Origin of the sequence: Sporolactobacillus sp. CQH2019 (assembly GCF_028765345.1) — a bacterium.
In the GTDB taxonomy this organism is placed as follows: Bacteria; Bacillota; Bacilli; order Bacillales; family Sporolactobacillaceae; genus Sporolactobacillus.
In genome coordinates this window covers 376379-400074 of the sequence record NZ_JARAJZ010000001.1, presented here as the reverse complement: position 1 = coordinate 400074, position 23696 = coordinate 376379, and the positions used below count along the sequence as shown (strand labels likewise).

Here is a 23696-nt window from a genome sequence, read left to right as displayed (position 1 = left end):
TTCCGTAACCATACGGCCTGAGGCTAGTATAGAAACAGAAAGGGGAGTAACGGAAGAAAGGATCGATTACATAATATAGGGTCCTGAAAAATGTATGCAGATTGAATCAAAAAATTTAGTGGAGTGGATTCAGTGAAAAAAATAATTTCTTTTTCAATGCACAACAAACTGGCCGTCTGGCTGCTCACACTGATGGTGATTATCGGCGGAATCTATGCCGGCATGAATATGAAAATGGAGACGATGCCGAATTTCAATATTCCGGTCGTCAGCGTCTCGACGATCTACTCGGGAGCGACGCCTGACGAAGTCGACAGCAGCATTACCCAGCCGATTGAGCAGAAGCTTCAAACGCTTCCGGGCGTCCAGAATGTCAGCTCCACATCGGCGACAGGCATGTCCTCCATTACTGTCGAATATGACTACAACCAGGATATGAATCAGGCCGTCAATGATATTAAAGGAGTTGTCGATCAGCTCTCGCTGCCCGCTCAGGCACAGAAACCCGATGTCATGAAAATCAGCATGAACGCGATGCCGGTATACAGCCTGAGCATTACCGGGAAAGGGCAGTCGCTGGGCCAGCTGACCGATAAAGTGCAAAATGATCTGCTCCCCGCTGTTGAGAGCGTGAGCGGCGTTTCCTCCGTCACACTTTCCGGACAGCAGACTGAAGACGTTCAGATCTCTTTCAATGCGGCCCAGTTGAAAAAATACGGACTCAATCAAAGTACGGTCGTCAGCCTGATTCAGGGGGACAACCTGTCAACACCGCTCGGGCTGTATACGATCGGCAAAAGCCAGAAATCGGTCGTTGTCAGCGGCAATATTCAGTCGGTGAATGATTTGAAAAATATTAGGATCCCGGTCGTTTCCCAGGGTGCAGCCTCTTCTCAGGGGATGACGGGAAGTTCCGGGCAGACCGGTACGGGAGCCGCTGCAGGATCTGCAGCGATGCAGGGAACCGGGACCCAGTCGGGAGCAGCGGGCTCACAGAGCGGCAGCCGTTCACTTGCTGCAGCCGCGGGACAAGGTGCGGCGGTTCAAATGAGCCAGCTGCCGACCGTCCGCCTTTCGGACGTAGCCGATGTCACCTACGAGCAGAAAGCGGAATCCATCTCGCGGACGAACGGAAAACAGTCAATCGGTTTGTCGGTCGTCAAAGGACAGGATGCAAATACGGTGGATGTCGTCAACGGCGTCAAGGCGCAGATCGCCAAGTTTGAAAAGAATAATTCCGGCGTTCAGGCCGTCTCTATGTATGATCAGGGGCAGCCGATCCAGCAATCGGTCAGCACAATGCTTGAGAAAGCGATTTTCGGTGCCATCTTTGCGATGCTTGTCATTCTGCTCTTTCTGAGAAATATAAGGACAACCTTGATTTCCGTTGTCTCGATTCCCCTTTCGCTGCTCATCGCTCTGCTTGTGCTCAAGCAGCTGAACGTGACACTTAATGTCATGACACTCGGAGCGATGACGATTGCCATCGGGCGTGTCGTCGATGATTCCATTGTCGTGATTGAAAATATTTATCGACGAATGTCGCTGTCGACAGAAAAACTGAGAGGCAGGGAACTGATCAGAGAAGCGGCATACGAAATGTTCATCCCGATTATGTCGTCGACAATCGTGACCATTGCCGTTTTCCTGCCGATGGCCATGGTCAGCGGGGTGATCGGGCAGATCTTTCTGCCTTTTGCCCTGACTATCGTTTTTTCCCTGCTTGCTTCGCTGCTTGTCGCGATCACCGTGGTGCCGATGCTGTCGGACAGTATGTTTCACAAAGGCCTGAAAAAGAAGACGCACAGCGAAGACAATCCGGGCAGGCTGGCATCCTTTTACCGCCGGCTCCTGAACGGTGCGCTCAATCATAAAATCATCGTCTTTGGTTCGGCGATTGTCATTTTTGTTGCCAGCCTGTTTCTCATTCCGCATATCGGTTCCAGCTTCCTGCCGAACGATACACAGAAACAGATGATCATCACTTATAATCCCGATCCGGGCCAGACCGCTGCCGATACGGAAAAAGTGGCCCGTCAGGCCGAAAAATATTTGCAGTCCGACAAGAACATGACAAAAATGCAGTACTCGATCGGCGGTTCCAGTTCGACTGCCATGTTCCAGTCTTCGGCTAATCAGGCCCTCTTCTTTGTCTCTTACAAAGACAGCACACCTGATTTTACAAAGCTTCAGGACAAAACAATCAAGAACCTGAAAAAGGTCTCGAACCGGGGAGACTGGCAGCTGCAGGACTTCGGTTCCGGCAGTTCCAGTTCGAACACACTGACCCTGTATGTGTACGGAAACTCGATGAGCGATCTTCGCCCCGTAGTCAATCATCTGGTCGATCTTGTTGCCGGAGACGGCAATTTTTCTCAGGCCGGATCGAGCCTTTCCAAATCCTATGATCAATACACGATTGCCGCGGACCAGGGAAAACTGGGACAGTACGGCGTTTCCGCGGGCCAGATTGCCCAGGCGCTGATGCAGTCGAGCAGCATGTCGAATAATCAGTCGCTGACAACGATCAAACGGCCGTCCGGCAGCGACCTGAATGTTTATCTGAAAACCGACAGCGATTCCGGCATCGGCAACATCGGCGATCTGACCCGTCAGACAGTTGCATCCGCCACCGGCAGCCAAGTGAAGATAAGCGATATTGCCGGGGTTCAGAAAGGATCGTCGCCGCAGTCGATCACAAAACGCAACGGCAAATTTTATGCCCAGGTTACGGCGAACGTCACGGCGAAGAATGTATCGGGGGTAACGGCGGATCTGAAAAAGAAGATTGATAAAATAAAGCTTCCGAGCGGGACGAGTGTTTCATTCTCCGGTGTCACACAACAAATGAGTGATTCGTTCAGCCAGCTCGGTATGGCGATGCTCGCTGCGATCGTCATCGTTTATTTTGTCCTTGTCGTGACCTTTGGCGGCGGCCTGGCGCCGCTTGCCATCCTGTTTTCACTTCCGTTTGCCATTATCGGCAGCCTGGTTGCCCTGCTGATCAGCGGTGACACGATCAATGTGTCGGCGATGATCGGCGCGCTGATGCTGATCGGCATCGTCATCACAAATGCGGTCGTGCTGATCCATCGGGTCATCCATAAAGAAAAAGAAGGGCTTGGAACGAGGGAGGCCCTTCTCGAGGCTGCCGGAACGAGAATCCGGCCGATTCTGATGACGGCGATCGCGACGATCTGCGCACTTCTCCCGCTGGCATTCGGCATGGAAGGCAGCGGCGGCCTGATTTCGAAAGACCTGGCTGTCACGGTCATCGGCGGGATAACCAGTTCGACGATTCTGACGCTGGTCATCGTCCCGATTGTCTATGAAACCTTGATGAAATTGCGCGGCGGGAGGAAAAGCAGAAGAGAGGAAAGCGCCGAATAGTCGAGGATAAACCGAAGCCGTTTGAAAGGCCCCGGTCTGCCGAAAGATCCATTTTTATAAAATTAAAAAGGAGCGTCTCATCGGTCGATCTTTCGACTCTGAGACGCTCCTTGCCGTTTTTATGATGACGCTCCGCTTTGATCGGAAATTTTGCGCTGCAGCCGCTGATTAGATCCTTTCAGCTTCTGATCCAGCTTTTCAAGGGCAGCCTGAACGGCGGTCCGGTCCTTATTCTGTACAGCGGATTTCAGCTCTCTGAAAACGCCGTGCCTTCCGGCCCGTTTTCCGTGGAGCGCGGCCAGTTCTTTTTGAGCCTGCTTTTTGGAAATTTTTCCTTCTTCAAACCGTTTCTGAATGCTCTCGATCTTCTGCTTATCTGCCTGATCGAAGCTTTTTCTCTTCTTTTGGCATTCATTTTTTTGTTTCTGATAGGCGGGCGTTTTTTTCCATTCATTTAATAGCTGTTCGTGGACGGCCAGATCTTTCTTCAGCCTCGTCTTCAGATCGGGGGAAGCGTACTCGTCAATGACCTGATTCAGCCATTTTTGCCGATCTGATTTAAGGTGGGCAGCGTTGCCGTGCGGCACCGGCGGCGGATATTCGGCCGCGTGGGCTGCCGAAGGGATCAAAATGGAGGCGGCCAGGCACGGTGCAATGAAAAATAAAGAGAGACGTTTCATTCAAAGACCTCCTGCTTGCATTCTGAATTTGTGAAACAGCATCACTCTATTTACAGCTTTGACGGAAACGCGATAAAATATCCCTTTAAGGGAAGTATTCCTTATTGAAGCAGCCCGGAATTTCGTTTGAGCATTTTCCGGCAATGTGGTAATTTTGTAAGTGATAAAAATGGAAATTTAATTGTTTTTAAATACCGATTGTGGAAAACGGACGATGACTGATCAATCTGATTTTCGTCAAAAATAATTCGAAAAGGTAATCGAGAAGGGAGGTTGGCATGGCTGTCTATCATGAAATCAAGGTGCTCGCTATTGTTACGATCGGTGCGTTTCTCAACGCCGCTTCGCTGAACCTGTTTTTGATTCCGGCTAAAGTCCTCTCGGGAGGCGTAACGGGTATTGCCCAGTTGATTTCCGCGCTGCTTCAGCCGACAGCGGTCCATATCAGTACCGGGCTTTTGCTTCTGCTGCTGAATATTCCAGTTGCCTGGGTCGGGTGGATTAAGGTTGGGCATCGCTTTACACTGTACAGTATAGTCAGCGTTGCGCTGACGACTTTTTTCATGGCTCTGATTCCGCTGTATCCGCTGACCGGCGATATTCTGCTGAATGCGGTCTTCGGGGGCGTGGTTCAGGCAACCGGTGTCGGCCTGACACTCAAATTCGGCGCTTCAACCGGCGGAATGGATATCATCGCGATGATTCTGTCGCGTGCGAAGGACCGTCCGATCGGGGTGTATATGTTTGCGCTCAACGCGTTGATTATTCTGTCGGCGGGTTTCTTTTTCGGCTGGCGCAGAGCACTCTATACCCTCCTCCAGTTATATGTGAGCAGCCGAGTGGTCGACGCGATCCATACGAGATATGTCAAGCTGACCGCATGGATTGTGACAAATAAAGGCAAAGAAGTACAGAAGGCGATTTATTCCGCGCTTGAGCGCGGCATCACACGCATTCCGGCGAAAGGGGGCTTCACTAATCAGGATAAAGAAGTCCTGATGATTGTGATCACGCGTTATGAGCTTTATGATTTGAAGCGTGTCGTCCGCTTTGCCGATCCGCTTGCTTTTACCAATGTCGTTGAAACGACGGCGGTATTCGGCCTGTTCAGGAAAGATAAATAGACGGGGCTGCTTTTAGAAAATCTGCGAAGGCGCGGGCCGCTTAGGAGACCGCCGGGATGGATTGCTATGATTCACTGTACCGGAAGAATTGAAAACATGACTGTCTTTAACAGAAAAAGAAGTCAATTTAATTGCTCCGGAATGCAGTGTGCCGGATAATGAAAGGGGATTCATGATTTTATAAGCTATTTTCAGGGGAGGACTATAAATTGTCAGACAATGATTTTAACATGTTGAACTACATTGACGGTGAATGGGCCGGCAGGGATCTGTCGAAAATTGAGGTAACGAATCCGGCGACCGGCGAAGTGATCGGCACGGTTCCTTCTGCCGGCAGGGAAGAAGCAGAGCGGGCCATCGATGCGGCAAGCGCGGCTTTTCCCGGATGGTCGCACCTGACGGCAAGCAGCCGAGGCGATCTGCTGATGAAGGTGTACAATCTCATCATTGAGCACAAAGAAGAGCTGGCGCGGCTGATGACGATTGAAAACGGAAAGCCGCTCAGAGAATCAAGAGGAGAGGCTGTCTATGCCGCATCATTTCTGAAGTGGTTCGCGGAAGAAGGAAGGCGTGTCTATGGCCGGACTGTTCCCGGTGCGGCTGCGAATCAGCGGATTAAAGTGATCAAGCAGCCGGTCGGCGTCGTTGCGGCGATTACTCCCTGGAACTTTCCGGCGGCTATGATCACGCGCAAGATGGCTCCTGCGCTGGCAGCGGGCTGTACTTTTATTGTCAGGCCGCCGCGCCAGACACCGCTGACAGCCCTGAAAATAGCGGAATACTGCGAGCAGGCAGGCATCCCGAAGGGCGTATTCAATGTCATTTGCGGCGCGCCCGGCCCGATCACCGAGGCGTTCATGGCCCGCCATGAAGTGCGCAAAATCACCTTTACCGGTTCAACGGAGGTCGGGCGCCGTCTGCTGAAGGCATCGGCCGAGCAGATTAAGAAAGTCTCCATGGAACTGGGCGGGCACGCACCGCTGATTGTCTGTGACGATGCCGATCTGGATGTCGCCGTTGCACAGGCGATCGCGAGCAAGTTTCGCAACAGCGGCCAGACATGTGTATGTGCCAACAGGATTTTTGTCCAGTCGGCAGTTTATGACGCCTTTGCAGAGAAATATGTCGCTGCCGTCCGGTCGACGCTGAAAGTCGGCAACGGTTTGAATGAAGACGTCAATTTTGGTCCGCTGATTGACGGCAAGGCCTATGAAAAAGTAACGGGACAGGTAAAGGATGCACTGGAAAAAGGTGCCGAACTGCTGACCGGCGGCAGGGGAACTGCGGAGCACGGCGCCTATTTCTATCAGCCGACCGTTCTGAAAAATGCGAATCAGGACATGGAGATCATGCATACAGAAACATTCGGTCCGGTTGCCCCGATCCAGAAGTTCGAAACGATCGACGAGGCGATCAGACTGGCCAATGACACGCCTTACGGACTTGCCGCCTATTTCTTTACGAAAGATGTCGGACGGGGCACCCGGCTTTCCGAGGAACTGGAATACGGCATCGTCGGCTGGAACGACGGCCTGCCGTCGACAGCCGAGGCGCCGTTCGGCGGCGTCAAACAAAGCGGGCTTGGCCGCGAGGGCGGATCCGAGGGTATTGAAGAGTATCTGGAGCATAAATATATTTCGCTGAGAATTTGAGGCGGAACCGTTCCGGATTGACAGAAGAGCCGCCCGGAAACCGGAGAGGGATCGCCCGGCAAACAATCTTTTCGCTGAAAAATTCGGATCAAATAGACGGGAAATCGGCAGTTTCACAGCCGGTTTCCCGTTTTTGATCTCGGCGCACCGTTAATTTTTCTTTGTCAGCGCCTGTTTTAATTTTTCATTGTTGTAATAGCGCATGACATGGTCGACGTAGTAGGGGTCCCCGTAGCTTCCCCAGCCCAGCTCCTTTGCTTTCCGCTCGGAAAATTTCACGGCAAGCGCAGCAGTGAATCTGCCGCCGTGCTGCCTGACATAGTCGGTAAATCCGATCCCGAAGTTGTAACTCTGCAGGGCCAGGCGGACATTGCCTCCGGATCGTTCCATCACTTTTTTAAAATAGCTTGTTCCCGCTTTGATGCTTGCCTCCGGACTGTTAATCGTGTTTCTCGGAAGGCCCAGGCTTTCCGAGGCCTGCATGATGTCGGGCGATTTTCCTTTTGATTCCTGCATCGCCAAAGCCATCAACAAGTCTGTGTACTGTCCGATTCCGTTTGCTTCAGCATATTTCTGAAAAAGCGGCCGGTAGCTTTCAATCGTGGGGCTGATAACCCGGTTATCATTCAAGAAAGGAACGTGATCGGCCTGGGGACTGTATATACTGGAAATAATAAAAAGCAGCAAATAAGAAACGCCGATCACGGAAAGCAGGGAGAACAGCAGGATTATAAATTTTTTCATGCCAACATCCCTCTGCGCAAAAGTGAAGATTCTTGCTTATTACATTATAGCATTCATCGGCCGGTCGCTTTTTCAGTCCGTTATGACTATTAAACTTTGTTGACAAAAAGTTCCTGACCGGTCCCGGGCGGACTGCCGTTCTGCCATCGGCCGATTTTTCCGATTTTCCGGGCATCATCAGCAGAGTCCCCGCTCGTTTAACAAAATAAAGAACATCTCTTCGGCTCATTGTCATACTGTGCCGCCAATGAATGATTCGCCGCTTCCCGAGGCTGTCTGTCTCTTGAAAAACGGATAGCATTTCGTTTCCGTGATGATAAACTTCAGCCACGACCGATAAATGTGCTGCACCGGCCGATAAATCAGGAACACCGGCCGATAAACTTCCGGTTAACTCTATGAATCTATGGTTAAGAGGCTAGTTCATTATAACTGATGCTGCGCCCGGTTTTCCGGAGATTTTTTGCATGGTTTCGAGCCAGCTCCTGGCCCGAAACCATCGGCGTTGCAGCGCCGTGCTTGCCTCACTCGAGCTGCTGCCGATTGTACGAATACACGGCGGGCAGAGAAAAATATCAGATATTTCTGCCGCTTAATGTCTGACCGCGCAGGATGTTTCCCCTTTTCAGCAGAGTCAATCACCGTTCGCATGAACATTCGGGGACTATATCGCGGCTTGCACAAGCATATCGCCTTCGGAATAATTGAAGACATATTCATTCCGCGGCCAGACCAGATACATGAGTGCAGGGAACGCACAAGCAACAAAATAAAGAGCCGGCTCGTACCCGCAAGGCTTTTTCACGCGCCCAGCTTTTTTGCATACGATGTTAAGCAGGCGGTGGTCAATGATGATAAGAAAGGATGACCGGAATGTGCGGAATAACTGGCTGGATTGACTGGCGGAAAGATTTGAGAAACGAAGGAAAAACGATTGAGAACATGGCGAGGACAATGGAGCATCGCGGACCGGACGATCTCAATATCTGGCTGTCGCCGAAAGCGGCATTCGGGCATGCGCGGCTGGTCGTCGTTGATCCCGCAGGCGGCCGGCAGCCGATGCGGAAAACGGTGGACGGACACGATTTTATCCTCGTTTATAACGGCGAGCTTTACAATACGGAAGAGATACGTGCGGATTTGTTAAAAGAGGGCTACCGGTTCAAAGGACATTCGGATACCGAAGTGCTGCTGACTGCCTACATGGCCTGGCATGAGAGCTGTCTGGATCATTTTAACGGCATATTTGCGTTTGCTGTCTGGGATGAACATGAGGAGAAACTGTTCGCCGCGCGCGACCGACTGGGAGTCAAACCGTTCTTTTACAGTGAAAGGGGCGGCCGGCTGCTGTTCGGCTCGGAGCTGAAGGCGCTGCTTGCCCATCCCGATATGAAAGCGTCCATTGACCGTGAAGGGCTGTGCGAAGTATTCGGCCTGGGTCCGTCAAAGACGCCGGGGCACGGGATCTACAGCGGAATCGACGAATTGAGGCCGGCCCACGCGCTCACTTTTACCAAAGACGGTCTGAACGTCCGCCGCTACTGGAATGTAGCAAGCGAGCCGCACACGGATAATCTGGAAGATACGGTCGCCCATATTCGTTATCTTCTTAAAGACGCGGTAGAAAGGCAATTGTACGCTGACGTTCCAGTGACGACGTTCTTGTCCGGCGGCCTGGATTCGAGCGGGATATCCGCGCTTGCCGCAGCGTATTTCAAAAAAGAGGGCCGGGCGCCGCTCCATACGTATTCGATCGACTATAAAGAAAATGCTCGTTATTTCCATACGAGCAAGTTTCAGCCGAACAGCGATGCTCCGTTTATCAGTGAAGTGTCGGAATATCTCGGAACGGTACATCATGATCTCGTTATCGATAATGAACATCTTGTCGCCTACCTGAAAAAAGCGATCGTCGTTCGCGATATGCCGGGTTATGCCGATGTTGATTCGTCGCTGCTCTGGTTCTGCGAAGGGATCAAGAAAGAGTTCACGGTGGCTCTGTCCGGTGAATGCGCCGATGAAATTTTTGGCGGTTATCCATGGTTCCACAGTCCGGAAACCTCGGCAAAGGAAGGATTTCCGTGGATGCGTTCGATCGATGAACGCCAGGCTCTGCTGAACGGCAAGTGGGGCGGACGGCTGAGCCTGAAGGACTATGCGCTGACCCGTTTCAACGAGACAATTGCCGAAACGCCGCAGCTCGATCAGGAGTCCGCAGTCGATGCCAGGCGGCGGGAACTGTTCTATCTGAACATGAACTGGTTTATGACGGCGCTGCTTGACCGCAAGGACCGGATGAGCATGGGCGCAAGCCTCGAGGTGCGTGTGCCGTTTGCCGATCACAGAATCGTGCAGTACCTGTGGAACGTTCCGTGGAAGATGAAGATGCTGGATGGGCGCGAAAAGGGCATTCTGAGAGCGGCATTGAAGGGGATGCTGCCCGATGATGTTCTGTACCGGAAAAAGAGCCCCTATCCGAAAACGTATCATCCTCAATACACCGAAGCCGTTTCGGCATGGCTGCAGCAGGTGGTCGACAATCCGGGCGCGCCGCTGCTCGAATTCGCAGACAAAAATAAACTGCAGTCGATTATCGATACAAAAGGCGCGTCGTTTAAAGTTCCGTGGTTCGGTCAGCTTATGAGCGGGCCGCAGCTGATTGCGCACCTTGCCCAGATGAACGAGTGGCTGGAAACCTATAACGTTGACATCATTGACGGCTGAGGTCCCCTTTTTCACCGGCATACCGAAGCACCTGCCTCAAGATCTTCCGCACCGGACAAGGGGCTGTCCGGACTGCAGCAACATCGCGGACAGGGGAGCTCTGCCCGGATAACGGATCTCCCTGTTTTTTCAGAAAACGGTTTTAAAACCGATAATCTTCGAGAGCCTGACGGATCGAGGGCAGAAGGTCGTCCCACTGCGACGACGGTGCCTTATTGACCGTTATAAAATCATTCACCGCGAACAGGCCGTCTACGCCTTCAATGGCAAACAGCTGCGCGAGCAGTCCGTTGTCCGGGGCGCTTCCCTTTTTGACCTCGATCCTTTGTTTAAAAAGCGGCACTGTAAAGGTGAATTTTATCGCATTCGGATTCGGTGTTGCACTGGCTTTGAACTGCATGGTCCTGCATCCCTTCTAATGGTCATGATCATCGGCATCCTCTTTAATAAGGATGCCGTATTATTATAACACGGCCGTCTGCGGCGGGACATGAGAAAGAGCCGTTTATCGGGAGACGGTTCCGCCTGATGTCCTAAATCCATAATGCTGCATGAAAGATGAAATGCGGCGAACAATCGGTTATACTGTAAAGGATCAGGATCAAGAAAGGAGGGAATCCCGTTGCCTGAGAATGAGCAGGATGAGCTGAAAGATCGGGTGCTTGAAGCACTGGAAGATGTCATTGATCCGGAACTCGGCGTCGATATTGTCAATCTGGGCCTTGTGTATGGCGTCGATATAGATGACGACAATAACGTTCTTGTCACGATGACTTTGACCTTTATGGGCTGTCCGCTTTCTGCGTCGCTTTCCTACGACGTCAAGCGTACGCTTGCAGAGATTGAAGGAATAAAAGAAGTCGAAGTGAATTTTGTCTGGGATCCGCCGTGGACGAAGGAGCGGATGTCCCGATATGCACGCATAGCATTAGGACTTTCCGAATGAAGCATCCCGCGAATGGGGTGCTTTTTTCCGTCATCAATCATGATCCCGGCGCATCACGCATAATCTTTCTTAGCGCTATTTGAAGGGCGGGAGAAGGGCATATGGAACGGGCGCTGATTTTCGGCGGACTATCGCCGCAAGGATTTCCCCTTTCGGAAATTCTGCTGGAAAAAGGCCTGCAGGTGGTGTCGCTGAGTACCGCTTTAAATGAAGATGAAAGGCAATCCGAGGATGAGAGAGAACTTTTTCTTGGCAGAAATGCACTTTTCCAAATCGAAAAGGCGGCTCCGGAAGCGTTTGATTATCTGTTCCTGACGGATATGATCCGGCCCTCTCCTAAGAGTAATGCCCGCCTGAAAGAAAAGTGGATTAAAATGTTTTTGCCGCACCCGCCGGCTGTTCCGAAATCGTCCGTGCTTTTGTCGTCTCTTGAAATCTGCGGCGGCAATGAGGGGAGACGGTCGGAAAGCATGCCCGTCCATCCCCGGACAGCTCTCGGCAAAGCCGCAGATGAGATGGAGTCGTACTTTGCCGGCAGGCTCGGCAAAGCCGGCGATGTCCAAACGGTCATTTTCCGGACCGATCTTGGCAATTTTACGGATCGGCGAAAGGGGCGGAGAACGGCCGAACTGATGGCGGAACTGGCTTTCGCCGATTTTCCGGAATCGCGATTAGAAGTGATTCATTTTACAGACGATCCGCAGGGAGACCCGGCGTCGAACCGGAAAATAAAAACAATTTTGCGGGGAAAAATCGACTGGCTCTGATCCGCGAATCAATTGACTCAAGGGGAAGACCCGCCGGATCATAAAATGAGCCCAAAGGACACTCATTAAAAAGTTAGCAGGAGTATCTCTTCAGCTCATTCTCCTGCTGTGCCGTCAAATGATGATCGACTTATCCTGAGACTGTCAATCCGTCAATCTTTCGAAAGACGGAGAGCGTGTCCGCGATCCATAAACTTCTGCCACGGTTTAATGGGTCAGGCGCAACGGAATCGGGCGTGGCCACCGAAAACCTGTGCCAGCCGGCCGATAAACTACGCCTGCCGACCGAAAACGTGGGAGTGCTGACCGATAAAACTGCTATAATGACCGAAAACCTGGGCACGCCGACCGATAAACCCGCTGCGTTAACCGAAAGCCTGGATACGGCGACCGATAAATCCACAGCGCCGACCGAAAACCTGGATACGGCGACCGATAAACTCGCTACAATGACCGAAAACGTAGGAGCGCTGACCGATAACCCCGCTATAATGACCGAAAGCCCTGGTACGTCGACCGATAAACCCGCTGCGCTGACCGATAACCCCGCTATAATGACCGAAAGCCCGGGAGCCGACCGTTAAATCCATTGTGCCGACCGAAAACCTGGGCACGCCGACCGATAACCCCGCTGCGTTGACCGAAAACCCGGGAGCCGATCGTTAAATCCACAGCGCCGACCGAAAACCTGGATACATCGACCGATAAAACTGCTATAATGACCGAAAACGTAGGAGCGCTGACCGATAAACCCGCTGCGTTGACCGAAAGCCCGGGAGCCGACCGTTAAATCCATTGTGCCGACCGAAAACCTGGATCTGTCGACCGATAACCCCGCTATAATGACCGAAAACCTGGATTCGCTGACCGAAAAACCCGCTGCAATGACCGAAAACCTGCGTCTGGCGATCGATAAGCCGTCAGCCACGGCTGATCCATCAATCAGGAATGGGTTCATTATTCCGGTTATTCACACTTATTTGTTTCAAGCGTTTACTGCCGATTTTTCACACATTTCTGTTGATATTTTGCACTTCATTGGTGATGATCGGCGATTTACTGTGATATCCAACGCTTTTCGACGATTTTGACCGCGATTCACAGGAATACGCGGCAGTCTGAAGAAAAAGATCGGGTGTTTCCGCTGTGTAACATCTGTCTGCGCATGATAGCCATCTTTCTCAGAGAAATAAAATCGCCGTTCGCATAACATTCAGAGAATAGACCGGTGCCTGTGCCGGGCCGATCGCTTTTCGGAAGAAACGATGATGCTTTTCCGCCGCGGCCCAGCCGGATACATGAGTTGAGGGGATATCCATTAAAGTAAAAAATCAAGACGATCGGATCGCCTTGATTTTTTGCCATTAAAATCATTTCGGACCGGGAAGGTCATGGCCGTTTAAAAAGTTTCAGCAGCGGGGACAGCTGTTTCACGGCAGGAGCGGTCTGCTTGAAGACGGTAACGAGCTGCGTCGCTCCGTTCATCATTTTTCCGGTGTCAAAATGCCCGTTCTGATCGAGAAACGGCTTCAGAAAACCGGGATGCTGCGACGACTTGGGGGCGCTTGCCTGCCAGCCGTTGTTCTGATAAAATGCTTGTGGCGGCTGAACCGGCGGCCGTCCGGCGCCGAACATGAAGTGCGTAAAGGGATCATACTCGCCATCTCTTCTGTTCTGTCCGTATTGTACCAAGAATCTCACTCCTTTGTGCATGGATCATTTCGCGGTAATCAGAACTTTTGACACTGCATTTTATGCTGCGGCAAGGCGACAGGTGATGTTCATCAGCCCGGACCGCAAATTCTCTGCGTTTGTACCGGAAAAGGATCCGGAAGCGGCGGATCCCCGAACTGTTGGACAAAAAGAATTTGTAGTATTATATTGTTACCAAGTCATTATATATACTGTTAAGATCTGAGAGGAGAATTGCGGATGTCCGCAGGAATACTGGGAATTGGAAAGTACGTTCCCGAACGCGTGCTCACAAATTTTGATCTGGAAGAAATGATGGATACTTCCGATGAATGGATTCGGACAAGAACAGGAATTAAGGAGAGAAGGATTGCCGACGACAAGACGGACACTTCCGACATGGCTTTCGGGGCCGCCGAAAAAGCGATCGAAAATGCCGGGCTGAAAGCAGCGGACATTGACATGATTCTGGTCGCCACGGTGACGCCGGATCAGCCGTTTCCTTCTGTCGCCTGCATGCTTCAGAACCGGCTGGGAACAAGGACTATACCTGCGATGGACATCAGTGCCGCCTGCTCGGGATTCATCTACGGCATGGTAACGGCAAAACAATTTATTGATTCAGGCACTTATAAGCATATTCTGGTTGTCGGTGTGGAGAAATTGTCCAAAATCACAAACTGGAAAGACAGAACGACGGCCGTGCTCTTTGGAGATGCGGCGGCGGCGGCCGTGCTCGGCCCTGTCTCCGCAGGAAAAGGAATTCTATCTTTCGAACTCGGATCCGACGGGAGCGGCGGGAAAAATTTGTATCAGGACGGAAACATCATTAAGATGAACGGCAGGGAAGTGTTTAAATTTGCCGTACGGCAGATGGGCGAGTCGGCCGTTCATGTCGTCGAAAAAGCAGGCCTGAAAAAGGAGGACATCGATTTTCTGATTCCTCATCAGGCGAATATCAGGATTATGGAGGCTTCGCGAGAGAGGCTGGGCATACCTGAAGAAAAAGTGATTAAAACGATTCAGAAATACGGAAACACATCAAGCTCCACTATTCCGCTTGCTTTGACAGACGCTCTGGAGAACGGGATCGTGAAAGACGGCGATCTTATTGTCATGGTCGGTTTCGGCGGCGGTCTGACCTGGGGCGCTCTGACCTTGCGGTGGGGAAAATGACGGTACCGCAATCGCAATCCACAAAATTTTTTAAACCGTTAAATAATCGACTAAGTCCGGTTGCGGTTTATGATTTTACAGGCTAAAGGAGAGAATATAATGATAAGAAGAGTCGTCGTTACCGGGCTGGGCGCTGTGACACCTCTTGGCAATGATGTCGCAACTTCATGGGAGAATGCGGTGGCCGGGAAGTCCGGCATCGGCATTGTGACCCGTGTCAACCCGGATGATTTTCGTGCTAAAGTGGCGGGCGAAGTGAAAGACTTCGATCCTGAAATGTTTATTGATCGGAAAAATGTTCTGCGGATGGACCGCTTTGCCCAATTTGCCGTTGCCGCAGCGAAAATGGCAGTTGAAGATTCCAAGTATACGATAGACGATACGAATGCTTACCGCAGCGGAGTCTGGATCGGTTCCGGTATTGGCGGGATGGAGACCTATGAAAAAGAATTGCGTACGGCCCTGACAAAGGGCTATCGGCGCGTCAGTCCTTTCTTTGTTCCGATGATGATTCCGGATATGGCTTCCGGACAGGTTTCCATCCTGTTAGGGACGAAGGGCGTCAATTTGTGCACGGTTACGGCCTGTGCGACCGGGACCGATTCGATCGGCAATGCGTTCAGAGTGATTCAGCGCGGCGACAATGACATGATCATTTGCGGGGGGACGGAGGCGCCGCTGACCAATATGGCGTTCGCCGGATTTTGCTCCGCGCGTGCGCTCTCGACAAACCCGGATCCGAAAACGGCCTGCCGCCCTTTTGATAAGAACCGCGACGGTTTCGTCATGGGCGAGGGAGCGGGCATTCTTGTTCTGGAGTCTCTTGACTCCGCTCTGAAAAGGGGCGCACATATCTATGCCGAAGTCGCCGGATACGGTGCGACAAGCGACGCTTTCCATGTCACACGTCCGGATCCCGAGGGAGCGGGCGCTATCCACTCGATGCAAACGGCGCTGGAGGATGCCGGCCTTTCTACCGAACAGGTCGACTATATTAATGCTCACGGAACGAGCACGGAAGTTAACGATTCTACCGAAACGAAGGCTGTGAAAGAGGTGTTCGGGCAGCGCGCCTATAAACTCGCGATCAGTTCGACCAAATCGATGACCGGCCATTTACTCGGAGCCTCCGGCGGTGTCGAAGCGATTTTTGCAATCAAAGCGATAACTGAAGGGATTGTTCCGCCGACGATTAATTATGAAACGCCCGATGAGGCGTGCGATCTTGATTATGTAACAAACGGCGCGATCAGTAAACAGGTAGATGTAGCGATGAGCAATTCTTTCGGATTCGGCGGTCATAACGCGACGCTTGTTTTTAAAAAATACGAAGCCTGAATTCGCTGATCGCTGATTCGAAAAAAAGAAGCAGTCTTATTTTTTCCCGGAGCGGGCTCCGGGTTTTTTAATACACTAAATAAGAAAGATAAAATTTCAGCGGATTCATCTGAGCGGCCCGGCATAACCGTGCCCTGCAGCTTGCCGGTCACAGCACAGCCCTTGTTGCCGGCCGGCAAGTTTTTTTATGTCCGAAAAGCAGAAGCAATAGAAGATAAAGGGAATAGGAGCGGGAGGACGGGCATAAAAATGATCAAAAAACAAACTTTGGATGTTTGAAAAATAGCGCTGAGTCGGAATAAATTCTTTTATCGATGACCATAATGTTTTCAAATCAAAAAAGAGGAGACGAAGCGTTCATGGAGATCATCAGTGATGTTTGGGTCAATTGGTTTGAAGGCGAAGAAAACGGATACAATGTCTGCGAATTTTACGAATGGCGCAAGCACGACTTTATCGAATTGCTTGATCAGGCCCCGCTCGTCAAAATAGAAAAACCTTTGTTCGACTACATTGAAAACGACTTGCAGGATTTGCCGGCGAATCTGCTGCAGACTGTGCGGAACAAGAGCGTTATCTGCAAGAATAATCAGCGCGAGATGATTGAATACTGTTTCATAGCAACCGACGGAGAACGCTGCCTGGCCGCGGACACGCTCGGTTATGCGATACCTGTCAGAAAGAGCAGGCTGATCCCCCGTCAGGAGAACATGATCCTGGAAAAAGCAGAACAAATGCCGGCCGTTCAGTATCCGCTGCCGCAAGCGGGAAGAGAGAAGGCTTATCACCTGCTTTCTCTTAATCCCGACCTGATGATCGGGCTGACCAGAAAAGAACGCCAGGTGAAGCAGCTCCTGTTTATGGCACTTGATCAGCTGCATTCGACAGGCAGTGTCGAAGAGATGCGCTATTGGTACACGGAATGGTTTCCGACACAATATGCCGAAAGCCGGCGGATGAGTTTTGAAGAGGCATGGAACGGACTCGTCGAAGGGATGAAGCAGGGGTGGTCGGAAAAACACAGCGACATTTGCGAACGCTTGATTAAAGGGCAGTCCTATTTTGAAAAGCTTTGGGAACTGGAACACGGCCCGAAAGTTCAGTAATCGCCGGAGCGGGACAAAAAGCAGAATGGGGCGCTTCGCATGCTGAAAAGCTGGAATGAACGGTGCAAACAGAATATCGGTTTTGATACCGATCCGCATGAAGCATCGGTTGTTCCCGGATCAGATAAAGGGCACCCGCCGCGTCACGGAGAAGAACAGGATGACGGGAAGCCGCTATGAATGTTTTTCTCAATAAGACGGGGGAAAAAAGATCCGCGGCTTGATCACGGCAGCCGGCAACGGCCGGCAGATGATGTTTTATTTATGAAAGGAAGAAAAAAAGGACGTCTCACCAGTCGATGTTCCGACTCTGAGACGCCCCTGTTTCATTTTGTAAAGAGTGGCCGGTCATCGATCAGCCCTTCAATCCGCTCCCGCCCTTTTTAGGGCGGCTTTTTTCAGCAGTCCGCTCAGTGTCTGCCGATGCGCCCGATGCCGAGCGCCTTTTCCGCTTTTTTCAGTGTTTTCTGCGCGATCGCATAGGCTTTCTCGGCGCCTTCATCAAGAACTTTGTCCAGTTCGGATGATTCGATCAGATTATTGTAACGCTCACGGATCGGCTTCAGCGTATTGGCAACCGTCTCGGCCACGTCGGTTTTAAATTCACCATAGCCTTTCCCTTGATAGACATTCACTAGTTCGTCGACGGAACGGCCGGAACAAAGGGAGAAGATGTCGAGCAGATTGGAGACACCGGGTTTCTGTTCCCGGTCGTAACGGATTTCGGCCTCGTCATCGGTAGTGGCAGCCTTGATCTTTTTGATGATTTCCTTTTCACTGTCCAGTATGAAAAGGGTCGCTTTGCGGTTTGTGTCCGATTTGCTCATTTTCTTAACCGGTTCTGCCAGAGACATGATTCGTGCACCGACCGCAGGAATATAAGGCTCCGGAATCACAAAAACATTGCCGTATTTGTGGTTGAAACGTTCCGCCAGATTCCGTGTCAGTTCAAGATGCTGTTTCTGATCGGCGCCGACCGGAACAAGTTCCGTGTTGTAAAGCAGAATATCCGCGGCCATCAGCGGCGGGTAAGTGAGCAGTCCGGCGGGGACCGATGTTTTGCCTTTGGATTTATCCTTGAACTGCGTCATGCGCTCAAGCTCGCCCATGTAGCTGATACATTGCATGATCCAGCCGAGCTGGGCGTGGCACGGTACTTCCGATTGAATGAAAAGAATGGAACGCTCCGGATCGATGCCCATAGCCAGATAAAGAGCTGCCAGATTGCGGATATTCCGCTGAATTTCGCTGGGATCCTGCGGCAGGGTTATGGCATGTTCGTCCACGATACAGTAGATACATTCATTGCCGTCCTGAAGTGCGACAAAATTGCGCATGGCGCCCAGATAGTTGCCGAGATGAGGAATCGAAGTCGGCTGAACGCCGGAAAAAATTTTTGCCAAAATGTTCACCTTCCTGTAGTTGCCGGATATATGTTTATTACCGGAAAAGTATTAAAAAAATGTATAAAAAAAAGCCTTTCATCCTTAAGGGACGAAAAGACCGCGGTGCCACCCTTTTTGTTCCCGGAAAAAGAATTCGGAAACATCTCTGCCCGATGATGCGGCTTTACCGCTCATCAGCTTCGCTTTAACGCGCGAACCGCGTCAATGCCTACTTTTCATCAAATCCGATGAAGTTTCGGATTGCACTCGAAAGCCCATTCGGCAACCGTCCGCCGCCCGGCTCGCAGCACTTCCGGGCTCTCTTCGGACATCCGGCTGTCTACTCTTCTTTCTCATTGCTTTTTTCCCTATTTTCCGGTACCGCAACTTTTATGAAGCAGTACGCGTTTCAGTGCCCTTCATTATACCCAATCCACGGAGCAAAAGCAAACGGGAGCGGGCATTTCGGGAGCGGGGGGCCGGATTGCGCTTAAATCAAAACGGACACAGCCAGCGACAGACAGAACAGCGACAGGCTGACCCAGATCAGCGGCCATGTGAACGGCGACCGTCGGCCGCTCCGTTTTCTGTATTCGGCAAGCGGCGCCTCGGCGTCCGCGTCGCCGAGCCGGTTTTTGCGGACGGTCCTCGAAAACCGTTTGAAGCTGTATATGATACCGTCAAAAAATCCTCCCTGAATAATAAAAATAATCAGTCCGGCGCTCAAAAACAGCAGACACACAATTGACAAACTATTTAGGAGAGAAATGAGAGAAAAGGCATGCGGCGAGAAATATTGGGCAAACAACGCAAGCAGAAGCTCCGCCGAAAGGACAGAAAAATAAGAGATCAGCGGTTTATGTAGTAAAAATTTCAAGAGAATCCCCCCCTGCTTATCATAGCGGAGCTCTGCCAATACGGCAACGGCGATGTGAGCAACCATCACATTGCCCGGAAAATATTTTAAATAAAAAAAGCTTTATAACAAGAAAATTGATTAAGTATCGACTGCAAAGTATCTTTTACATAAAAAAAAAGAATGCAAATTGTGAGAATAACTTGTATAATAGCCCTTGTAGGTTGATTCTGTCTTCGGAAAAGATCGAAGAATTTTCCGAAAACGAAAAAAGATAATAAAAATTGGGGAGGTCATTGCTTTATGAGGAGTAAGGTAAGATGGTCGCTGGCGCTGTCGTTCATCCTGGCGCTGAGCCTCGTGCTCTCGGCGTGCGGAAGTTCAGGCAGCGGCAGCAGCGGTACTAGCAGCAGCAAGCTGGCCAAGAGTCAAGTGCTGAATCTGGCAATTTCCCAGGATATCCCGACGCTTGATCCGACTCAGGCAACGGATACCACGTCGACCAACGCCATCGAAGAAACGATGTCCGGGCTGACGAGAATGCATAACAATAAATATGAATGGGATCTCGCTGCGGGCGCACCGAAAGTCAGCGCGGACAAAAAGACAATTACATTTACGCTCCGCGACGCCAAGTGGTCCGACGGCAAGCCGGTAACGGCACAGGATTTTGTTTACGGCTGGCAGCATCAGAACGATCCGGCCGCGAAACCGCAGTATAATTATCTGTTCGCGTCGGCGGGCATTAAAAATGCGGCAGCCATTGAAGATCCGACAAACAAGGCGCTGTACGGCAAATATCAGCAGCTGGGCGTCAAGGCGCTGAACAGCAAAACACTTCAAGTGACGCTGGAACAACCGCTTCCTTCGTTCTTCTACAGCCTTCTGTCCCAGCCGCAGTTCCTGCCTCAGCGTGAGGACTTTGTCAAAGCACAGGGCAAGAATTACGCGGCCGGGCCTCAAAATCTTCTCTACGACGGACCTTTTAAACTGACATCCTGGAATAAGGGCGTCGGCTGGACCTATAAGAAAAATACGGATTACTGGAACGCAAAGTCAATCAAACTTGACACCGTTAATGTCCAGGTTCAGAAAGACATCGCTACCGAAGTAAACCTTTACAAAACGAACAAAATAGACGCAGCCTTCACTTTAACCGGCGATTATGTCACTTCGCTGAAAACAAGCAATCCGAGCGAAGTTAAAAGCAATCTGACTTCAGGCACATTCTTCCTGTATATCAATCAGAAGACAAACAAAAATCTGGCAAATCTGAATCTGCGTAAAGCGCTCAACGCAGCCATTGACCGCAACAGTTTTGTCAAGGTGCTCTTTAACAACGGATCAATCGGCTCGAACTTCGTTGTTCCGAAGGGCTTCACGGTCGGCCCCGACGGCAAGGATTTCCGCGGCGACAATCCGGTCAACGGCTACTCGGCAGGCAATGCTTCCGCCGCGAAATCGTATTGGAACAAAGCAAAACAGGAACTGGGCATCAAGACTCTGAACCTGACTTTTCTGAGCCCGGATACTGCTCAATATAAACAATGGGATCAATACCTGGCAAATCAGATCTCTAAGAATCTGCCGGGCATTAAAGTGACGATCAACCAGCAGCCATGGTCGAATTATCTGTCGCTGAATCAGTCGTTTAAATTCGATCTTGCATTCAGCGGCTGGTTCCCGGATTACCAGGATCCGATGACCTATCTTGATATGTTCTCAACCGGCAACCCGCAGAACACAACCGGCTGGTCGAATAAAACATTTGATAATCTGATCACTTCAGCTAAGGCTGAAACGGGCCAGCCTCAGAAACGCTGGAACGATATGCTTCAGGCAGAAAAAGTCATGATGGCAGACTATCCGATCGTTCCGATTTATCAGGAAGGTACTGCCTGGGCACAGAAGTCGTATGTAAAGGGATTGGAACTGCCTTCATACGGCCCGCAATATGATTTTTCACAAGCATATATACTGCAGCATTAAAAAGAGCATGAGCAGCTCTGAAAATGCCAGTAGAATTGTGGAAGGAGAGTATATGTCGGTTCCGGCATATGCTCTCTTTTCAATTAATCTGTTTATGTAGAAAATTATATGATTTATGATAATTGTTGTGCTGATCATTCAGGAAGAAAACATAGATAGCATAAAAATAGGAGGTAGGAATCAATGGGACGATATGTCCTGAAACGGATCGGATACATGTTTGTCACATTGTATGTGGTCATTACACTGACTTTTCTGGCGATGAAGCTGCTGCCCGGAACGCCGTTCAAAAATGCCAATCGGCTTTCCCCCGTTCAGCTTAATCAATTGAAACACTTTTACGGACTGGATCAATCGGTCCCCATTCAATATCTTAAATATATGTGGAATCTGATTCACGGCGATCTGGGCGGCTCTTTTCAATTCGGCATGCAGCCCGTATCGCAGCTGATGATTGCCAAATTCCCCGTCTCGCTCGATCTTGGGATGGAAGCGATCGTGGTGGGCGCTATCTTAGGAATCCTGCTGGGCATTGTCGCAGGCCTGCACCGCGGCAAGGCGCTTGACTGGGGAACGATGGCGGTTTCGATTTTCGGCATCTCCATTCCTTCGTTTATTTTTGCAGGCATCCTGCAATACCTGTTCGGTGTTCGGATCGGCTGGTTCCCGGTTGCCGGGTGGAGCGGACCTGCTTCGCATGTCCTGCCGGTGATCTCGCTTGCGGTTTATGTGCTCGCTCTTGTGGCACGATTCATGCGCTCGGAAATGGTCGACGTTTTGAATCAGGATTATATCGTAACAGCGGAGGCGAAGGGGCTGTCCACTTCTGCCGTCGTCTTCAAGCATGCCGTACGCAACGCGCTCATACCCGTTATTACCATTCTTGGTCCGCTGACGGCGATGATCATTACCGGCTCTCTCGTGATCGAAGAAATCTTCGGCATACCCGGCATCGGCGCTCAGTTTGTGGATTCAATCGTTACCAATGATTATCCGATGATCATGGGGACGACGGAACTGTATGCCGCTCTCTTTATCATCACGATGCTTATTGTTGATATCCTTTATGGAATTATTGATCCGAGAATTCGTATGTCTGAAGGAGGAAAATCCTGATGGCGATGTCAGATGAAGAACTATCGAGAGATTCGTTTACACCGGCCGATATCAGCCATGAAGCGAGCGAGAAACTGTCCGGCGAAGTAGTCAGTGCCTGGAAGGATGCCTTTCGCCGCCTGTTTCAGAATAAGGGCGCCATGGTATCCGCTGCCATATTGATTATTTTGATCGCTCTGGCAATCGTTGCTCCGCAGGCGAGCAAGTACAGTATTGACAACCAAAGTCTGATCCGTTCCAATCTTCCTCCGAAAGTCAGCGCTTTGTCCTGGCTTCCGTTTTTCAGCGGCAAAGAGAACGGTGTCGATGTTTACCAGGAAAGAGGAGTCAAGCAGGACTTCTGGTTCGGGACGGATACGCTCGGTAGAGATCAATGGACAAGGACGTGGGCCGGCACACGAATATCTCTGATTATTGCACTGATCGCCGCGCTGGCCGATATGTTTATCGGAGTGGTTTATGGCGGTATTTCCGGATATTTCGGCGGCATGACCGATAACATTATGCAGCGTATTGTGGAAATTATTTCCGGCATTCCTTATCTCGTCTGGGTTATTTTACTTATTCTCATTCTTCAGCCCGGATTGCTGACCATTGCCATTGCCATTCTGGCGACCAACTGGGTTGCCATGTCGCGTATTGTCCGCGGCGAGATGCTTAAATTCAAAAATCAGGAGTTTGTGCTTGCTTCGCGAACGCTCGGTGCCGGACACGGACGGATCATTTTCCGCCATCTGATTCCTAATTCACTGGGCATGATTATCGTTAATACGATGTTCTCGATTCCGAATGCTATTTTCTTTGAGGCTTTTCTCAGCTTCATCGGGCTCGGAATCCGCGATCCTCAGGCTTCGCTCGGTTCCCTGCTGAGCAGCGGCTATACGGAACTGCAGCTTCATCCGTATCAAACGTTGTATCCCGGACTGGTGATCAGCCTGCTGCTGATCTGCTTCAATATTCTCGGAGACGGTTTACGGGATGCATTTGATCCTAAATTACGGCGTTAATCAG

Annotated in this window: 21 protein-coding genes and 1 other annotated feature; of the genes, 15 read left to right on the top strand and 6 right to left on the bottom strand. The window is 50.8% G+C overall.

What is annotated here, in order from left to right:
• Positions 1–132: 132 nt before the first annotated feature.
• Positions 133–3390: an efflux RND transporter permease subunit gene (locus OYT88_RS01900; RefSeq protein ID WP_274397661.1), complete on the top strand. Its 3258-nt coding sequence runs from the start codon at positions 133–135 to the stop codon at positions 3388–3390.
• Positions 3391–3509: 119 nt separating this feature from the next.
• Here the strand turns inward: OYT88_RS01900 and OYT88_RS01895 are convergent, their stop codons facing one another.
• Positions 3510–4070 carry a hypothetical protein gene (locus OYT88_RS01895; protein WP_274397660.1) on the bottom strand — a complete coding sequence of 187 codons (561 nt, stop codon included), beginning with the start codon at positions 4068–4070 and terminating at the stop codon, positions 3510–3512.
• 278 nt (positions 4071–4348) lie between these two features.
• On the opposite strand from OYT88_RS01895, the gene OYT88_RS01890 reads away from it, so the two are divergent.
• Both OYT88_RS01890 and OYT88_RS01885 read left to right on the top strand, forming a co-directional pair.
• The gene (locus tag OYT88_RS01890; protein ID WP_274397659.1) at positions 4349–5194 is read left to right on the top strand and encodes a YitT family protein; all 846 of its coding nucleotides are present in this window, start codon (positions 4349–4351) and stop codon (positions 5192–5194) included.
• A gap of 230 nt (positions 5195–5424) precedes the next feature.
• Positions 5425–6846, top strand: coding sequence for an NAD-dependent succinate-semialdehyde dehydrogenase (locus OYT88_RS01885; RefSeq protein ID WP_274397882.1), 1422 nt, complete (start codon positions 5425–5427; stop codon positions 6844–6846).
• Positions 6847–6996: 150 nt separating this feature from the next.
• Here OYT88_RS01885 and OYT88_RS01880 read toward each other — a convergent pair whose 3' ends face one another.
• Positions 6997–7590: a lysozyme family protein gene (locus OYT88_RS01880; protein WP_274397658.1), complete on the bottom strand. Its 594-nt coding sequence runs from the start codon at positions 7588–7590 to the stop codon at positions 6997–6999.
• Positions 7591–8463: 873 nt separating this feature from the next.
• Between OYT88_RS01880 and asnB the strand changes: the two genes are divergently transcribed.
• On the top strand, positions 8464–10314 hold the full coding sequence (gene asnB / locus OYT88_RS01875) for an asparagine synthase (glutamine-hydrolyzing) (protein WP_274397657.1): 1851 nt from the start codon (positions 8464–8466) through the stop codon (positions 10312–10314).
• A gap of 142 nt (positions 10315–10456) precedes the next feature.
• On the opposite strand, the gene OYT88_RS01870 is transcribed toward asnB, so the two are convergent.
• Complete coding sequence (locus tag OYT88_RS01870) at positions 10457–10714, bottom strand: NifU N-terminal domain-containing protein (protein WP_274397656.1); 258 nt, start codon at positions 10712–10714, stop codon at positions 10457–10459.
• A 222-nt stretch (positions 10715–10936) separates the two neighbouring features.
• Here OYT88_RS01870 and OYT88_RS01865 point away from each other — a divergent pair, with 222 nt between their 5' ends.
• The 4 genes from OYT88_RS01865 to OYT88_RS01850 all read left to right on the top strand — a co-directional run bounded on the left by OYT88_RS01865 (position 10937) and on the right by OYT88_RS01850 (position 13118).
• Positions 10937–11260: a metal-sulfur cluster assembly factor gene (locus OYT88_RS01865; protein WP_274397655.1), complete on the top strand. Its 324-nt coding sequence runs from the start codon at positions 10937–10939 to the stop codon at positions 11258–11260.
• A 101-nt stretch (positions 11261–11361) separates the two neighbouring features.
• Positions 11362–12027, top strand: a complete 666-nt coding sequence (locus tag OYT88_RS01860) for an NAD-dependent epimerase/dehydratase family protein (protein WP_274397654.1) — start codon at positions 11362–11364, stop codon at positions 12025–12027.
• Positions 12028–12263: 236 nt separating this feature from the next.
• The gene (locus OYT88_RS01855) at positions 12264–12611 is read left to right on the top strand and encodes a hypothetical protein (RefSeq protein ID WP_274397653.1); all 348 of its coding nucleotides are present in this window, start codon (positions 12264–12266) and stop codon (positions 12609–12611) included.
• Between the two features lie 258 nt (positions 12612–12869).
• Complete coding sequence (locus OYT88_RS01850; protein ID WP_274397652.1) at positions 12870–13118, top strand: hypothetical protein; 249 nt, start codon at positions 12870–12872, stop codon at positions 13116–13118.
• 298 nt (positions 13119–13416) lie between these two features.
• On the opposite strand, the gene OYT88_RS01845 is transcribed toward OYT88_RS01850, so the two are convergent.
• Positions 13417–13719 carry a YppG family protein gene (locus tag OYT88_RS01845; protein WP_443029699.1) on the bottom strand — a complete coding sequence of 101 codons (303 nt, stop codon included), beginning with the start codon at positions 13717–13719 and terminating at the stop codon, positions 13417–13419.
• Positions 13720–13959: 240 nt separating this feature from the next.
• Between OYT88_RS01845 and OYT88_RS01840 the strand changes: the two genes are divergently transcribed.
• The 4 genes from OYT88_RS01840 (at position 13960) to OYT88_RS01825 (ending at position 17519) form a co-directional block, all read left to right on the top strand.
• The gene (locus OYT88_RS01840) at positions 13960–14895 is read left to right on the top strand and encodes a beta-ketoacyl-ACP synthase III (protein WP_274397650.1); all 936 of its coding nucleotides are present in this window, start codon (positions 13960–13962) and stop codon (positions 14893–14895) included.
• 99 nt (positions 14896–14994) lie between these two features.
• Positions 14995–16233, top strand: coding sequence for a beta-ketoacyl-ACP synthase II (gene fabF / locus OYT88_RS01835; protein ID WP_443029698.1), 1239 nt, complete (start codon positions 14995–14997; stop codon positions 16231–16233).
• Between the two features lie 359 nt (positions 16234–16592).
• A complete protein-coding gene (locus OYT88_RS01830; protein WP_274397649.1) occupies positions 16593–17339 on the top strand; it encodes a DUF3603 family protein in 747 nt (248 codons plus the stop codon).
• A 39-nt stretch (positions 17340–17378) separates the two neighbouring features.
• Positions 17379–17519 (top strand): hypothetical protein, encoded by a 141-nt coding sequence (locus OYT88_RS01825; RefSeq protein ID WP_274397648.1) that lies wholly within the window; start codon positions 17379–17381, stop codon positions 17517–17519.
• A gap of 230 nt (positions 17520–17749) precedes the next feature.
• Here OYT88_RS01825 and trpS read toward each other — a convergent pair whose 3' ends face one another.
• Positions 17750–18742 (bottom strand): tryptophan--tRNA ligase, encoded by a 993-nt coding sequence (gene trpS, locus OYT88_RS01820; RefSeq protein ID WP_274397647.1) that lies wholly within the window; start codon positions 18740–18742, stop codon positions 17750–17752.
• Positions 18743–18826: 84 nt separating this feature from the next.
• Positions 18827–19090: a binding site (T-box leader), on the bottom strand.
• Between the two features lie 124 nt (positions 19091–19214).
• Positions 19215–19601 (bottom strand): DUF3899 domain-containing protein, encoded by a 387-nt coding sequence (locus OYT88_RS01815; protein ID WP_274397646.1) that lies wholly within the window; start codon positions 19599–19601, stop codon positions 19215–19217.
• Positions 19602–19883: 282 nt separating this feature from the next.
• On the opposite strand from OYT88_RS01815, the gene OYT88_RS01810 reads away from it, so the two are divergent.
• From OYT88_RS01810 to opp3C, 3 genes are all read left to right on the top strand, one after another.
• Positions 19884–21569, top strand: coding sequence for a peptide ABC transporter substrate-binding protein (locus OYT88_RS01810; RefSeq protein WP_274397645.1), 1686 nt, complete (start codon positions 19884–19886; stop codon positions 21567–21569).
• 183 nt (positions 21570–21752) lie between these two features.
• A complete protein-coding gene (locus OYT88_RS01805; protein WP_274397644.1) occupies positions 21753–22685 on the top strand; it encodes an ABC transporter permease in 933 nt (310 codons plus the stop codon).
• Positions 22685–23692, top strand: coding sequence for an oligopeptide ABC transporter permease (gene opp3C / locus OYT88_RS01800; protein ID WP_274397643.1), 1008 nt, complete (start codon positions 22685–22687; stop codon positions 23690–23692). Before OYT88_RS01805 ends, opp3C begins: the two co-directional genes overlap by 1 nt.
• Positions 23693–23696: the final 4 nt, after the last annotated feature.